The following is a 14,755-nucleotide window of genomic DNA, read 5'->3' as shown; positions in this document are numbered from 1 at the left end:
GGCGCCGCCCCGGCGGGGGGCTTCACGCTCGGCGGCCGCGGCGGCCCCTTGACCCCGCAGCCGCCCGCGGCGGCGAGCGCGGCAGCCAGCGCCGCCGCCCGGAGCGCGGGGTACGTGGCGCGGCCGGTCACCGGCGCCTCTTCTTCTCGTTGCCGAGCGCCTTCTCCCAGCGCGCCAGCTCGCGCCGGACCTGGCGCGGCCCGGGGGCGCCGGGGAGATCCCGGCGGGCGAGGCTCCGGCGGGCGTCGAAGCAGCGCAGCACGTCGGGTCCGAAGGCCGGGTGGAACCCCTTCCACTCGGCGGCGGTGAGCTTCGCCATCGGCCGCCCCGAAGCCGTCGCGAACGCCGCCGCCCGGCCCACCGCCTCGTGGGCCTCGCGGAACGGGACGCCGTGCTCGACGAGGTACTCCGCCGCGTCGGTGGCGAGCGCCTCGCCGGAGCCGAGCGCCTCCTCCATGCGATCGGCGTGGAAGGTCGCGGTCTCCACCGCTCCGGCCACCGCGTCCGCGGTCAGCACCAGCGCCTCCGGCCCGTCGAGGAGCGGCCGCTTGTCCTCCTGGAGATCGCGGTTGTAGGAGAGCGGCAGGCCCTTCACGATCGAGAGCAGCGCGACGAGGTCGCCGAGCGCGCGGCCGGCCCGCCCGCGGGCGAGCTCGCCCACGTCCGGGTTCTTCTTCTGCGGCATGAGCGACGAGCCGGTGGCGAAGGCGTCGTCGAGCGTCATGAACCCGAACTCCTTCGTGGTCCAGAGGACGAGCTCCTCGCCGATCCGGGAGAGGTGCACCGCCGCGAGGGCGCAGGCGAAGAGGAGCTCGATCGCGCTGTCCCGATCCGACACGGCGTCGAGGGAGTTCCGGGTCACGCCGCCGAGGCCGAGCCGCGCCGCGACGGCCTCGCGGTCGAGCGGGAGCGTCGTGCCGGCGAGGGCGCCGGAGCCGAGGGGCGAGATCGCCGAGCGGCGCCGGACCTCGGCGAAGCGCTCCCGGTCGCGCCGGAACATCTCCACGTAGGCGAGGAGGTGGTGGGCGAGGGAGACCGGCTGCGCGCGCTGGAGGTGCGTGTAGCCGGGGAGGATGGTCGCCTCGTGGGCGCGGGCCTGCCCGAGGAACGCGCGCTGGAGCCGCTCCAGGGCGGCGTCGCAGCGATCGCAGGCGGCCACGATGAAGAGCCGCTCGTCGAGCGCGACCTGGTCGTTCCGGCTCCGTCCCGCGTGCAGGTAGCCCGCGTCCTTCCCGACGAGCTCGCCCAGGCGGCGCTCGACGTGCGTGTGGACGTCCTCGAGGGCGGGGTCGAGCCGGATCTTCCCGGCCGCGAACTCCGCCCGGACCTGGTCGAGGGCGGCGACGACGCGCTTCGCGACGGGCCGCGGGACGATGCCCTGCGCCGCGAGCATCGCGACGTGTGCCTGGCTGCCGCGGATGTCCTCGGCGTAGAGCGCGCCGTCGTCCTGGATCGAGACGGACAGCGCCACGAGGCGGGGGTCGGCCTCGCCGGCCAGCGCCGCCCGGGAAACGGGTTTCGCCTTCGGTTTCGTGCTCATGCGGGGCCGAGCACGCTACCACACCCCGCCCGGCGCCGGAATCGCCGACGCACCGCGGACCCGCCGCGGGAGGACGGCGGCGCCGATCGCGCCCGCGGGCGCCGCTAGAACTTCGCCGCGAGGCCGAAGTTCAGGGCCCACGCGCGGCCCAGCGCGGAGCCGTCCGTGCCCATGCGCAGCCCGTCGAACGGCTGGAAGAAGCCCACCTCGCCCCAGGCGGAGAACCCCTCGCCGCTGTTCAGCGTGAGGCGGCCGTCGGCCTCGATGCCGAGCGGCTTGCTCCCGCCCTTCACGAGCGTGTACCGCCCGTCCGCCTGCCCCGCCACGGGCGCGGTGGTGCTCGCCGCGACCGCGTTCGGGGTGGACGAGCCGTACATCGCCTGGGAGTAGATGAGGGCGCCGTCGAGGATCAGCCCGGGGAGGATGTCCCACCGGACCTTGGGGCGGAGGTACCAGGCGTCGGTGACGTTGCCGAGGATCCCGCGCCACAGGATGAGGTCCACCCGGTAGGCGGGGTTGAACCGGAAGTTCCGGATCGAGCGATCCCCCGGCTGGCCGTACTGCGGCCCCTCGGCCGAGCCGTACGCCGGCAGCGCGAGGTCGGCCGTGGTCGCGGTGCCGGCGAGCCGGTCCGGCACGTTGCCGAAGCCGGGCGCGGAGTCGCCGCTGGCGAGGCCGAGCTCGCCGCCCACCATGAGCTTGTTCGGGAGGGCCTGGAACTCGGTGTTGAGCGCCCCGCCCCACTGGCGGAGCAGCACGCGGCCGAGGCTCTGGCGCGTGAGGAGGGTCGGATCGTTCGGGTCCTGCACGAACGTGAAGGTCTCGCCGATGTTGCCGTAGATCCCGACGGCCTCGGCCTCGACCTTCCACCGGCCCAGGAGCCACCGGCCCCAGAGGTCGAACACGTGCGCGTACGAGCTGCGCTTCACCGCGCTCGACGAGTCGGTGAACGTGCCGGAGTACCCGAGCTTCTGCCAGTCGGGGTAGACCCAGCCCTGGGTCCGGTAGTTGTAGTACAGGCCGAAGTTCACCGAGCTCTGGCCGGCGTCGAGCTTGCGGCGGATCTCGTCGTCGGTGTCGAGGCGGGCGATCTTGAACGCGTAGGTGCGGGCGTCGTCGGCCTGCGTCGCGTCGAAGGGCTGGCCCACGCCGAGCCCGAAGTGCGGATCCGGGTCGAGCACGCCCTCGGACTCGAAGTCGAGGATCGGCACCAGGGAGAGCTTGCCGATCGGCGTGTCGAGGGGGGGCAGCGCGAACTGGATCCGGTCCTCGGTGTCGCCGAAGTCGTCGTCGAGGCCGGTGCCGGCGTTCGCGAGGATGCCGAGGCCCCAGGAGGACGGCATGCGGCCGAACGAGAGGAGGCCGACCGGCGTCTGGACCTCGGCCCAGGCGCGCTTCGGGAGGATCGCGGCGCGGTCGGCGGTGGGGTCGTTCTGGGTGAGCCGGCGCGAGGAGCCGTAGAACGGGACCGGGAACGGGCTGTGGTCCGAGTTGAACAGCTGGCTCGTGGACGAGCCGAGGACGTAGTTGTCGAGGATGTCGATCTGGCCGCGGACCCGGATGTGCTCCGAGATGTTCAAGGTCGGCTCGACCCGCAGCCGCATGTTGGCGTCGGCGTGCGTGCCGCCCTTGGTGCGCCCGGGCGGCGTCGGGAAGAGGGTGAAGCCCGACGCGTCGGTGCCGGCGTGCAGGTCGAAGTCGTTCTTGAGCTGCCCGCGGACGCGGAAGTAGCCGTTCAGCTCGAGGAACTGGAGCTTCGGCCCCTCGGCGACGGTGCCCATGAACTCGGCCGAGGACTGCGCGACCTGCATCTCGGCGCGGATCTCGTCCCGGAGGTCGTCCTTCGCCTTCTCGACCGCGCGCTGGATGGCGGCGCGGGTCTTCGGGTCGAGCTCCGCCTCCGCGTCGCCGCTCGGAGCGGTCGCCGGGGCGGCCGGGGCCGGGGTGGCCTTCGGAGCGGGCGAGGGAGCGGACGGGGTGCTCTGCGCGAACGCGACGGCGGGCGTGAGGAGCGCCGCGACGACGGCGGCCTGGAGGCGGTACATGATGGCGACCCCTTCCGGAGCAGGAGCGAAGGGGTCCGATAAAACACGCGCCCGCCGGGCGGTCAACCATCTAGGCCCTGGCCAGCCCGGCCATCCATCGGCCCAGCGGCCTGCCGCCTCGGGGTATCGACTCGGGCGTCGGACGTCGGGCCCTGAGAGCCTCCGGCCTTGGGCCCTGAGGCCTCTGCCGTGATCGCGCGGCTACTTCCCGCCCTGCTTCAGCTCGACGAGGACGCCGCGGCTCCCCTTCGGGTGCACGAATGCGACCTTCGAGCCACCCGCACCGGGGCGCGGCTTCTCGTCCAGGAGCGGCGCGCCCTGGGCCTTCAGGCTCGCCATCGCCCGGTCGATGTCCGGGACCTCGAGGCAGATGTGGTGCAGCCCCTCGCCGCGCTTCTCGATGGTCTTCGCCATCGGGCTGTCCGGGGTGGCGGGCGAGACGAGCTCGATCCGGCCCGCGCCGTGGCCGAAGATCGCGACCCGCACCTTCTCGGTGGGGACCTCCTCGATCTCCGGCGGGGGCAGACCGTAGACGTCCCGGTAGAGCTTCACGGCGGCGTCGAGATCCGCGACGAGGATTGCGACGTGATCGAGCCCGGTCAAAGCGCGCTCCCTTGGAAGGCGTGGGGCGGGCAGTAAACCAAACGCCGCCCGCCCCCCGCAACCGGTTAGCGCTCCTTCACCTCGACCCCCGTCACCTTGAGCGATCCGAGCAGCCCCACCACGTCCACCTGCGAGCCGGATCCGAGGGCGACGTGGGTCGCGTCCGCGACGGTCTGGTCGAAGATCGGATCGACGTCGATCCACTCGCCGGCGCTCCGGACCTCGACCCACGCGTGCCAGTAGAGGGCGTCCTGCCCGTCCTCGTAGCGCGCGTAGACGAGGCCGTAGACCTGCCGCGCCGGGATCCCGAGGGCGCGGGCGAGGGCGACGGTGAGCACCGCGTGCTCGGTGCAGTCCCCCTTCCCGGCGGCGAGGACGTCGCTCGCGCGGTCGTGGCTCGCCCCGTACGCCTTCTCGAGGGTCCGGTAGACGCGCGCGGCGAGCAGCTTCGCGGCGGCGTACGCGCCAGGCGCGTTCCCCGCCGTCTCCCGGGCGAGGCGCTGGACGGCGGGCGCGTCGGCGTCCACCTCCGCCGTCGCGGCGAGGTCCTCCGGGCGCGCGCCGTCCTTCGCCCGCGCGAGCGGCGTGTCCTTCGCCGGATCCGCCGCCGCCGGCGCCCTCGCGGTCACGGTGAGGAGCGCGGGGCCGCCCTTCGCGTCGCGGACGACCTTCTGGCGCGGGCTCGCCCGGTCGAACGCGGGGGGGAGCCCCTCGATCTGGTAGGTGATGGCCGCGGGCACGGTCCGCGGGAGCGCCCGCGGCAGCGCCACGCGCCCTAGGGCGAACAGGTCCACCGTGTCGAGCGTCTTCGCGCGCTCCTCGGTCTCGGGCCGGCTCACGATCGCGTTGCCGTAGCTGACGTCGACCACCCGCCCGTCGTCCGCCACCCGGTAGACGACCGGCATCCGGTCGCCGATCTCCCGCTCCTCGACGACGGAGACCTCCGCCTGCACCCCGGCGCCGGCCACCCGCTCGCGGCGCGCGAACGCGTCCTCCTGATCCCGGACGCGGAGCTTCATGAACTCGATCTGCCGGCCTCGCACGACCGTCCGCCGCGCCGCGGCGAGCCGCACGCCGTCGGCGAGGTCGGCGGTCTCGGTCACGCCCTCGAGCGTCCGCTCCTCGCGCCCGCCGCCGGGCGCGTCGATCGCGGCGGTGCAGCGCTCGCGGGAGCTGCACGTGCCGGTCACGACCCGGTCGCCGCCGTCGCCGCCGAACGCGGCACGGAAGGAGAGGAGCCGGCCGCCCGGCCGCGCCTCGTAGACCCGCTCCTCGGACTGCGTGCGCTCGACGGTCTTCCCGGCGACGTTCACCCGCATCAGCATCTCGCTCCGGAGGACGAGGACGTTCCGGCCGTCCCGCAGCTCGGTCGCGAGCTGGGACTTCGTCCAGCCGACCTTGCGCCCGCCGAGGTAGATGCCGAACCACTCCGGGCCGCTCGGCCGCGCGACGGTGAGCACGTCGGGCTGGTTCTGCGCCCCGGCGGACAGCATCGCCTGCGGAGGGCGGGGCGGCGGGCGGACGACCGCCTCCGGTCGCTCCTCCGGACAGCCGGCGAGCAGGAAGAGGGCGAGGAGCGGCAGGGGAGCGAAGCAGCGGGCGGGCGTCATCGGGAGTCCTTCCGTGTAACGCCGGCTTCTACCAAAAACTCGCCTTCGAGGTGCGCCGGTCCAGAATCTTCGGGCCATGGGCGTCCTCTGGACCGGCCTGCTCCTCCTCGCGATCGGCTTCGCCGCGGCGAACGGCCGGCTCGCGGCGCTCACCCCCGCCGCGCTCGACGCGGCCCGCGCGGCGGTGACGCTCGCGCTCGGCCTCGCCGGGGTGATGGCCCTCTGGCTCGGCCTCATGCGCGTCGCCGAGGAGGCGGGGCTGGTGCGCGCCCTCGCGCGCGCGGCCCGGCCGCTCCTGCGCCGGCTCTTCCCGGAGGTGCCGCCGGAGCACCCGGCGATGGCGTCGATCCTCATGAACGTCGCCGCGAACGTGCTCGGGCTGGGCAACGCGGCGACACCGTTCGGGGTGAAGGCGATGCAGGAGCTCGAGACGCTGAACCCGCGCCCCGGCACCGCCACCGACGCGCAGGCGCTCCTCTGCGCGATCAACACCGCGTCGCTCCAGCTCGTCCCGGCGACCGTGCTCGCGCTCCGGGCCGCCGCGGGCTCGCAGGCGCCCGGCGAGATCATCGGCCCCACCATCGTCGCCTCCGCGTGCGGCGCGGTCGCGGCCGTCGCGGCGGCGAAGGTCCTCGCGCGGCTCCGCCCGCTCCCGCCCGCGCCGCCGGCGGAGGGGCGCTGATGCTCCGCGCGGCGCTCGACGCGCTCTCGGTGGCCGCGGTGCCGGTGCTCCTCGCCGGTGTGCCGCTCGTCGCGGTCCTCCGGCGCGTGAAGGTGTACCCCGCCTTCCTCGACGGCGCGAAGCAGGGGTTCGAGACGGCGGTCCGGATCCTGCCGGCGCTCGTCGCGATCTTCGTCGCCCTCGCGCTGCTCCGGGCCTCCGGCGCGCTCGACGCGGCCGCCGGCGCCCTCTCCCCGGTGCTCGAGCCCCTCGGCATCCCGGCGAGCGTCCTCCCCATGATCCTCGTCCGACCGCTCTCCGGCGGAGGGGCCCTCGGGGTGGTCGGCGACGTCCTCCGCTCCGAGGGAGCGGACAGCTACGCGGGGCGGCTCGTCTCGGTGATGGCCGGCTCGACGGAGACCACCTTCTACGTGCTCGCGGTCTACATGGGCGCGGCGGGCATCGCCCGCTACCGGCACGCCCTCCCCGCCGCCCTGATCGCCGATCTCGTCGGCTTCACCGCCGCGATCATCGTGGTGCAGCTGATGTTTTGATGTCCCCGTAATCCGTACCCGTCACCGTCACCGGCGTCTCCGTGATCCGTAACCCGGGTCGCGTGGCCCGTGGCCCCTTCCCGTGATCCGACGGCCCGACAGATTCACGGGCGACGGGCGACGGGAGGCGGGAGGCGGGCACGGGGAACGGTCACGGTCACGGGCACGGTCACGGGTCCGAACCGGTCGCCGTTTCCGCGCCTCGGCGCGCGGGTGTACAGATCCGGCGCCATGGCCACCTTCCACGAGACCTTCGCCGTCCACACGTACGAGGTGGACGCCTTCAACGCGCTCGCGGTCCCCGCGCTCTCGGGGTTCCTCGTGGAGGCCGCCGGGCTCAACGCCGCCGAGCTGGGCGTGGGGCTCGACACGCTCATGTCGAAGGGGCTCACCTGGGTCCTGGTCCGCCAGCGGATCGAGCAGACGGCGCCCATCGGCCTCGGCGACGTGCTCGACGTGGAGACGTGGCCCGCCGGCATCGACCGGCTGGCGGCCCTCCGCGACTTCGTCGTCCGGCGCGACGGCGCGGAGGTCGCGCGCGCGACCTCGCAGTGGTTCGTGCTCGATCTGGAGACGCGGCGGCCCGTCCGCCCCGAGGCGGTCCTCGACCCGCGCTTCCCGCGCGAGCGGACGGGGGCCCCGGTGGTGCAGCTCCCGCCCGGCAAGCTCCCCGAGCTCTCGACCTGGGAGTTCGAGCGGCGCTTCCACACGCGCTACGCCGACATCGACGTGAACCTGCACGTGAACAACGGCAGCTACGTCGCGTGGGCGCTCGAGGCGATCCCGCGCGACGTCTGGCGGTCCTCCCGGCTCGCGGCGCTCGACGTGCAGTACCTCGCGGAGTGTCACTACGGGAGCGCGATCCTGTCGCGGCACGCGCGGGCCGCGCCGGACGCGTTCCACCACGCGATCGTGCGGGAGGAGGATCAGAAGGAGCTCGCGCGCGTCACGACCGCGTGGGTCGCGCGCTAGAAGCTCTCTCCGAACCGCAGCGAGGCGAGCATCCGCTCGAACCGCGCCGCGTCCTCCGGCGTCGGGTCCGCCTTGGAGAGGTGCAGGTTCGCGCAGACGCCGTCCCGCGCGACGAAGGCGTGGGCGTGCCGCTGCCGGAGCTGCTGCCCGTGGAGCTCCGGGAGCGCGTAGCTCGCCATCGCCTTCCCGTCCGCCTCGCTCGTGCGCACATCCTCGATCCCGGGCAGCGCGCGCCGGATCCGCGCGAGCGCCTCGTCGCGGCAGCCGCGGGCGTCGAGCCCGGGCGCCTCGCGGAGGATCACCGACGCGACGATCCCGGTCTCCGCCTGCTGCCCGAGGACGACGACCCCCGTGCCGTCCTCCGACAGGCGCGGCTTGAACATGCTGAACCCCGGCAGGTCCACGAGCACGCTCACCCGGCGCGCGGGGTCGTGCACGACGAGCGGCGAGGTCTCCGCCTCCGGATCCGGCTCGAAGTCCTCCGCCCCGCCCCCGGGCGCCGCGCCCTCCCCCGGCTCCGCGCCGCCCGCCCCGGTTCCCCCCTCGCCCGTCCCGCCCGGCGCTTCCCGCCCCACCACCCGCGCGGTCCGGACCAGGGCGAGGAGCTGCCCGCGCTGCGGCCCCGGGCCGTTGTCGAGGAGCGTGAACCCGAGGAGGACCGTCCCGACGGCCGCGGCGCCCTGGATGAGGTGGCGGTACTCGCCGGGCGCCGGCGTCTTCCCCTCCATCGAGCGGTCGGTGACGGCGAACCAGAACCCGTGGACCCCCGCCTCGCCGACCAGCTCCATGAGCGGGATCTCGGTCTCGACGGCGGTCTCCGAAGCCTTCCGCCGCTCGACCTCGGCGAGGAGCTGGGCGGTGTCCGCGTCCTTGCGACCCGGCTCCGCCGCCGGGTTCTCCACGGGCGAGAGGAGCGCGACGAACGGCCTCCCCGCCGGCGCGAGCTCGATCGTCCGCGGGGCGGACGCGCTCGCCGGCACGTCCTGGACCTCCCACCCGGCCGGCACCCTGAGCTCGAGCGCCCCCCGGCCAGGGAGGGAGAAGCGGCGGGGGGCGCCGAGCTCCGCCGCGCTGGTGACCCGACGCGCGCCGCGGGCTCCGGCGCAGGCGAGCGCGAGCGCGGCGAGGACGAGCGCCGCCGCGCGCCCTATGGAGAGGAGCCTCACGGTCGCGCTCGAGGAGACCGGCCGCGATCGGACGTCCGGGCGAGGCGCCTGTGCTCCGCCTCGCCGCCGATCGGATGGGCGGCGGGCTCCTCGCCGGGGCCCGCGTGGACCGGGACCGCGAGCGCGAGGGCGAGGACGTTCGCGGCAGGAGCGCGGGCGGGCATGGCGCGACCTCCAGCACCTCTGTATCTCCCCGGCGACGGCGTCGCGATGCCCGCACGGAGCGCGGCGCGCGGCCACGACCCGCGCGCGCCCCGCTTGACCGCCCGGGGCGCTCGCCCCAGAGTCCGCGCGGCGGCGGTGGACGCCGGGCGAGGTGGGCGTGGGAGAGATCGACGGCGGCGGCGCGCGCGCCCCGCGGCGCACGGTGCACGAGGGCGACGGGGTGGCCTGGCTCGCCGCCGCGGCGCCGCTTCCACCGGATCACGCGGTCGTCACGTCGCTCCCCGATCACTCCGAGCTCCCCGAGCTGGGCGTCGGCGGGTGGCGGACCTTCTTCGAGGACGTGGCCGCGTCGATCTGCGGCGCCGTGGCGGACGAGGCGGTCGCGATCTTCTACCAGACCGACGTGAAGCACGACGGCCGCTGGATCGACAAGGCGTACCTGGTCGAGCGCGCGGCGGAGCGGGCGGGGAGCCACCTGCTCTGGCACCGGATCGTCTGCAGGGTCCCGGCCGGCACGATCACCTTCGGTCGCCCCGCCTACTCCCACCTGCTCTGCTTCTCTCGCGCGCTCCGGCTCGCGCCGGCCGCCTCGTCCGCGGACGTCCTCCCGGCGCTCGGCGAGATGACCTGGCCGCGCGCGATGGGGCGCGCCGCCTGCGAGGCGGTGGCGGCCTTCCTGCTCGCGCACACCGGGTGCCGGACCGTCGTCGACCCGTTCTGCGGCCTCGGCACGATGCTCGCCGCCGCGAACGCGGCCGGCCTCGACGCGGTGGGCGTGGAGCGCTCGCCGAAGCGCGCCGATCGCGCCCGGCGGCTCAGGCTCGAGCCCGGGCGGCGGGCGCGGCTCGCGGACCGGGAGGGGTCCCGGTGAAGCGGACCGCCGCGGCGGCGCTCCGGAACCGCGCCGCGATCGCCGACGCGCTCGCCCCCTTCCTGCCCGCCACCGGGACGGTGCTCGAGCTCGGGAGCGGCACCGGCGAGCACGCCCTCCTCTTCGCCGCGCGGTTCCCGGCGCTCCGCTTCCAGCCGTCCGACCCGGATCCCGCGGCGCGCGCGAGCATCGCCGCCTGGGCGGCCGAGGCTCGCCACCCGAACCTCCTCCCGCCCGTGGAGTACGACGTCCGCGGGCGGACCTGGCGCCTCTTCCCGGTGGACGCGGTGCTCTGCCTGAACGTGCTCCACGTCGCCCCCGCCGAGTGCGCGCGGGCGCTGGTCGCCGGGAGCGCCACCGTGCTCCCGCCGGGCGGTCCGCTCGCGGTGTACGCGCCACTCGTGCACCGCGGGGCCCCGCTCACCGGCCGCCTCGCCCGGCTCGAGGCGAAGCTCCGCGCGCACGATCCGCGGCTGGGCGTCCGCGAGGTGGAGGCGCTCGTCGAGGACGCGGGCCGGCACGGGCTCGCCCTCGCCGCCGACCTCGCCATGCCGGAGGAGGGAGACCGGCTCCTGGTCTTCCGCAGGGCGCCCTCGCCGTCGCCGCCGCGGGCGTGATCTCCGCGCCCGGTCGCGCCGCGAGGCGCCATGTCGCTGGGGGCGGGGGCCCACGATCTGCGACGATGCCTTCCACCGGGTGCCTGGTGCCCGGCGGAGGCGCCGACGATGATCCCCCTCCCCTTCCTCGCGGTGCTCGCTTCCCTGTCGGCGACGGCCCTCGCCGGCGATCCGGCCCCGACCACCGTAGCGGCGGCGCTCCCCGGCCTCGAGGGCGGCACGGAGGAGCTCCAGCCGCGCGGGGCGAACGCGAGCGTGCTCGTCTTCTTCCGGCCGGGGCACGAGCGCTCCCAGGCGATGCTCGCGGACGTCGCCCGCTCGCAGGAGCGGCTCGCCGGCAAGCCGGTCCGCTGGGTCGGCGTGGTCTCCCCGGGGACGGACGCCGCGAGCGCCCGGGCCGACCTCGCCCGGACCGGGGCGCGGCTCGCCCTCGCGCTCGATCCGGACGACGCGACATACGGCGCGATCGGCCTCCGGATGCGCCCCGCGGCGGTCGTGCTCTCGAAGGGACGCGCGATCTCCGCCGTCGAGCCGTTCCACGCGGTGGACGGCTGCGACCTCCTCACGGTCCAGGTGCGCCGCGCCCTCGGCGAGGCGACCGACACGGACGTGGCGCGCGCCGCCGCGCCGGAGCGCTCCGCCCTGCCCGGGGACGGCGACCCGGCCCTCGTCGCCCGGCGGAACCTGCACCTCGGCCGGAAGCTCCTCGCGGTGCGGAGCTACGCGAAGGCGCACGAGCAGGTGCGCAGGGCCCTCGCGATCGCGCCGCTCGCGGACGCCTGGGTCCTCGAGGGCGACGTCTTCGTGGCCGAGCAGCGGTGCGCCGACGCCCGGAAGGCGTTCGAGGCCGCGCTCGCGCTGGACCCGCGCCACGCCGGGGCGCTCGCGGGGAGGGCGCGATGCCTGTGAGGCGCAGCGCCTCCTCGCCGGAGCGAGCGGGCGGACATCGGGCGCCGTGAAGAAGCGCACCGTGGTTCCGTCAAGGCCCGATGCCGGTTACTCTGGGTGCCGTTCCCACCTCGATCGACGCCCCACGAAGCTGATACTCGTCCCAGGCCGTGAAGGTCGGTGGGTTCACGTTCGTGCGCAACGCCATCCGGTTCGACTACCCGATCGTCGAGGCGATCCAGTCGATCCTCCCGCTTTGCGACGAGGTGGTGGTCGCGGTGGGCAAGTCCGAGGACGACACGCTCGGGCTCATCCGGCGGATCCCGTCGCCGAAGATCCGGATCCTCGAGACCGTCTGGGACGACACGATCCGCCAGGGCGGGCGGGTGCTGGCGGTGGAGACCGACAAGGCCTTCCAGGCGCTCTCCCCCGATCTCGACTGGGCGGTCTACATCCAGGGCGACGAGGTGCTCCACGAGCGCGGGCTGACCGCGGTCCGCGACGCGATGGAGCGGTACGCCGACGATCGGCGCGTGGAGGGGCTCCTCTTCGACTGGCTGCACTTCTACGGTTCGTACGACTACGTCGCCGAGGCGATCCGCTGGTACCGCCACGAGGTGCGCATCGTCCGCCGCGATCCGGACATCCACTCGTACGGCGACGCGCAGGGGTTCCGGCGACGCCCGAGCGAGAAGCTCCGCGTGAAGCCGACCGGCGCGACGATCCACCACTACGGCTACGTCCGGCCACCCAAGACGATGCAGGACAAGGCCCGGTGCTTCAACCAGTTGTGGCACGACGACGCGTGGATCGCCCGGAACGTTCCGTGCACCGCGGCCTTCGACTACTCGCAGATCGACGCCCTCCGCCGCTTCGAGGGGACGCACCCGGCCGTGATGCGCCCCCGGATTGCCGCGATGAACTGGGCCTTCGACCGCGATCTCTCCGCCAACCGCTGGTCGTTCAAGGACCGGCTGAAGCTCGCGCTGGAGTGCCTCACCGGCTGGCGCCCCGGCGAGTTCCGGAACTACCGGCTCCTCCGGTGACCGGGGCGCTCCTCGCCTCCCCGCGTCACCGTCCGAGGCTCACGGTCAGCGTCGTCCACACCGGCACGATCCGGCCGTCGGGATCCGCCCCGGGACTCCACGCGCACCGGCGCACCGCCGCGGCCACGGCGGCGAGGACCTGCTCCGGCAGCGGCGCGAGCGGATGGACCTGGCTCGCCACCCCCGCGCCGTCCACCGCGAGCCGCACCGTCGCGGCCGAGCTCCCGCCCCCGTAGCCCTCCGGCACCTCCAGCGCCCGCTCCACGCAGCGCGGGTCGCGGAGGGCCGGCCGCAGCCACCCGGGCCCGGCGAGCGCGGCGGGGGCGGGCGACGGCTCGAAGCGATGACGGACCAGGTACGGACCGCCGAGGCCGTCCGCCGCGGCGGGGAACTCCCAGGACGACACCTGCTCGAGGATGCACGCCTCGAGCGCGGCGTCCGTGGGGAGCGCCGCCACCCTCGGCATCGCCACCCTCCCGTCCCCGTCCACGAGGAAGACCGCGAGCGCCTCCACGCCGCCGGCGGCGGCGCGCGGCACCGCCGCGCACTGGCCGAGGAGGCCGCGCCGGAGCTCGACGAGCAGCTCGACCGCGGGGTCCGCCGGCTCGTCGGGGCGCGCGTCGCCGTCGATCCCGAGCGGCCCCCGGAGCGCGGGCGCGACCGCGGCCTGGAGCGCCGCGGGCGGCCGGCGCGCCTCCTCGAGCGTCCGCTTGCGCCCACCCGCGACCGGCGCGAGCTCGCCCGGGTGGAACCCGCCTGCGCCCGGGATGCCGAGGGCGAAGCTCGTCCGCTCGGCGAGGAGCCGGGAGCCGGGGGTCCTCGGCCCGGGGAGAGGCGCCGGCCCGTTCACGGCGAGGCACGCCGGCTCGATCGCGGCGCCGCAGGCGCGGGCCTCGAGCGCGACGGAGGACAGGCCGGCCGCGGCCTCGGTCCGCTCGCCGATCAGGAGGGCGAGCCGGTGGCACGCGAGGCCGAGGCCGGCGTCGCAGGCGCGGCGGTACGCACGGACCGCGCCGGAGAGAGCGCCCGTGTCGAGCCGGCCCTCCTCGAGGGCGGTCCCGAGGTTCAGGCAGCCCTCCGGCACGCCCGCCTCGCACGCCATGCGGAAGAGTCGCAGCGCCCGGAGCGGCGCCGGCTCTCCGGCGTGCGCCGAGCCCGCCTCCGGCTCCCCGGCGGCGCCGGCGGCGATCAGCGCGCCGAGGTTCGAGCAGGCCAGGGCGGCGCCCGACTCGCAGGCGCGCCTCGAGAGCGCGTCGGCCCGGACGTCGCTTTGGGGGAGCGCGCGGCCGAGGGCGTAGAGGACCCCGAGGTCGCCGCAGCCGGCCGGATCGCCCAGCTCGCACGCCTTGGTGACGAGCGCGGCGCCGAGCCGGTCGTCGCGCGCGACTCCGGAGCCGAGGAGGCGAGCACGCCCCAGGGCGCGGCAGTCCGCGGCGAACCCGCGCTCGCAGCGCGCCGAGGCGAGCCCCGGATCGAAGGAGAGCTCGGAGGAGCGGGCGATGGGCCGAGGACCGGCCGAGGGCGCGGTGGCACAGCCGCCGGAGAGAAGAAGGGCGAGGAGGATCGAGCGGGTGCGCATGGGATCTCCTCCGTCCGGTCTAGCACGGATCGGCTACACGTCGGCCGCACGCGCGGCCGCCGCTTCGATCCCGGCGCCCGGCGTGCGATAACCGCCGCCCCATGATCCGGAAGATCGTCCAGATAGACGAGGCGAAGTGCGACGGCTGCGGGCAGTGCATCCCCTCGTGCGCGGAGGGCGCCATCGCCCTCGTGGACGGAAAGGCCCGGCTCGCCTCGGACGTGCTCTGCGACGGCCTCGGCGCCTGCCTCGGGGAGTGCCCGAACGGCGCCCTCTCGGTGATCGAGCGGGACGCGCCGGCGTTCGACGCGGCGACGGTCGAGGGGCGCCGCGCCCGCCCCGCCGCCGCCCAGGCGCGCGCGCCGGCCCCGGCCCCTTCCCGGCCGCACCTCACGGTGCTCGGCGGCGGCGCGGCCGCGGGCGGCGGCTGCCCCGGCT

General features: G+C 75.5%; 14 protein-coding genes. 8 read left to right on the top strand and 6 right to left on the bottom strand.

The window, feature by feature from the left end; all coding sequences use genetic code 11:
• Positions 1-127: 127 nt before the first annotated feature.
• The 4 genes from argH to MNZ27_RS20875 form a co-directional block, all read right to left on the bottom strand.
• Entirely contained in the window at positions 128-1,540 is a 1,413-nt protein-coding gene (gene argH, locus MNZ27_RS20890) for an argininosuccinate lyase (RefSeq protein WP_242396019.1), read from the bottom strand.
• A gap of 104 nt (positions 1,541-1,644) precedes the next feature.
• Positions 1,645-3,585, bottom strand: a complete 1,941-nt coding sequence (locus tag MNZ27_RS20885; protein WP_242396018.1) for a TIGR04551 family protein — start codon at positions 3,583-3,585, stop codon at positions 1,645-1,647.
• Between the two features lie 201 nt (positions 3,586-3,786).
• On the bottom strand, positions 3,787-4,188 hold the full coding sequence (mce, locus tag MNZ27_RS20880; protein WP_242396017.1) for a methylmalonyl-CoA epimerase: 402 nt from the start codon (positions 4,186-4,188) through the stop codon (positions 3,787-3,789).
• A 65-nt stretch (positions 4,189-4,253) separates the two neighbouring features.
• A complete protein-coding gene (locus tag MNZ27_RS20875; RefSeq protein WP_242396016.1) occupies positions 4,254-5,798 on the bottom strand; it encodes a transglutaminase-like domain-containing protein in 1,545 nt (514 codons plus the stop codon).
• A gap of 76 nt (positions 5,799-5,874) precedes the next feature.
• On the opposite strand from MNZ27_RS20875, the gene MNZ27_RS20870 reads away from it, so the two are divergent.
• From MNZ27_RS20870 to MNZ27_RS20860, 3 genes are all read left to right on the top strand, one after another.
• Entirely contained in the window at positions 5,875-6,480 is a 606-nt protein-coding gene (locus MNZ27_RS20870) for a nucleoside recognition domain-containing protein (protein WP_242396015.1), read from the top strand.
• Positions 6,480-7,013 carry a spore maturation protein gene (locus tag MNZ27_RS20865; RefSeq protein WP_242396014.1) on the top strand — a complete coding sequence of 178 codons (534 nt, stop codon included), beginning with the start codon at positions 6,480-6,482 and terminating at the stop codon, positions 7,011-7,013. The genes MNZ27_RS20870 and MNZ27_RS20865 overlap by 1 nt, the downstream gene beginning before the upstream one ends.
• A 231-nt stretch (positions 7,014-7,244) precedes the next feature.
• Positions 7,245-7,985, top strand: a complete 741-nt coding sequence (locus tag MNZ27_RS20860; RefSeq protein WP_242396013.1) for an acyl-[acyl-carrier-protein] thioesterase — start codon at positions 7,245-7,247, stop codon at positions 7,983-7,985.
• Here MNZ27_RS20860 and MNZ27_RS20855 read toward each other — a convergent pair.
• The gene (locus MNZ27_RS20855; protein WP_242396012.1) at positions 7,982-9,151 is read right to left on the bottom strand and encodes a hypothetical protein; all 1,170 of its coding nucleotides are present in this window, start codon (positions 9,149-9,151) and stop codon (positions 7,982-7,984) included. The two genes, MNZ27_RS20860 and MNZ27_RS20855, sit on opposite strands and share 4 nt — an antisense overlap.
• Positions 9,152-9,473: 322 nt before the next feature.
• Here MNZ27_RS20855 and MNZ27_RS24125 point away from each other — a divergent pair, with 322 nt between their 5' ends.
• From MNZ27_RS24125 to MNZ27_RS20835, 4 genes are all read left to right on the top strand, one after another.
• Positions 9,474-10,187 carry an SAM-dependent methyltransferase gene (locus tag MNZ27_RS24125; RefSeq protein WP_242396011.1) on the top strand — a complete coding sequence of 238 codons (714 nt, stop codon included), beginning with the start codon at positions 9,474-9,476 and terminating at the stop codon, positions 10,185-10,187.
• Positions 10,184-10,804: a DUF938 domain-containing protein gene (locus tag MNZ27_RS24120; protein WP_242396010.1), complete on the top strand. Its 621-nt coding sequence runs from the start codon at positions 10,184-10,186 to the stop codon at positions 10,802-10,804. The genes MNZ27_RS24125 and MNZ27_RS24120 overlap by 4 nt, the downstream gene beginning before the upstream one ends.
• A 108-nt stretch (positions 10,805-10,912) precedes the next feature.
• The gene (locus MNZ27_RS20840; protein ID WP_242396009.1) at positions 10,913-11,713 is read left to right on the top strand and encodes a thioredoxin domain-containing protein; all 801 of its coding nucleotides are present in this window, start codon (positions 10,913-10,915) and stop codon (positions 11,711-11,713) included.
• A 149-nt stretch (positions 11,714-11,862) separates the two neighbouring features.
• Positions 11,863-12,738, top strand: coding sequence for a hypothetical protein (locus tag MNZ27_RS20835; RefSeq protein WP_242396008.1), 876 nt, complete (start codon positions 11,863-11,865; stop codon positions 12,736-12,738).
• Positions 12,739-12,763: 25 nt separating this feature from the next.
• On the opposite strand, the gene MNZ27_RS20830 is transcribed toward MNZ27_RS20835, so the two are convergent.
• Complete coding sequence (locus MNZ27_RS20830) at positions 12,764-14,317, bottom strand: hypothetical protein (RefSeq protein ID WP_242396007.1); 1,554 nt, start codon at positions 14,315-14,317, stop codon at positions 12,764-12,766.
• A gap of 101 nt (positions 14,318-14,418) precedes the next feature.
• Here MNZ27_RS20830 and MNZ27_RS20825 point away from each other — a divergent pair.
• On the top strand, positions 14,419-14,755 hold a 337-nt coding region (locus MNZ27_RS20825), incomplete at its 3' end, for an ATP-binding protein (protein ID WP_242396006.1).

It is taken from the genome of Anaeromyxobacter oryzisoli (assembly GCF_022690765.1).
Taxonomy (GTDB): domain Bacteria; phylum Myxococcota; class Myxococcia; order Myxococcales; family Anaeromyxobacteraceae; genus Anaeromyxobacter; species Anaeromyxobacter oryzisoli.
The sequence above is the reverse complement of the archived record's forward strand: the minus strand, read 5'-3'. Positions and strand labels throughout refer to the sequence as shown.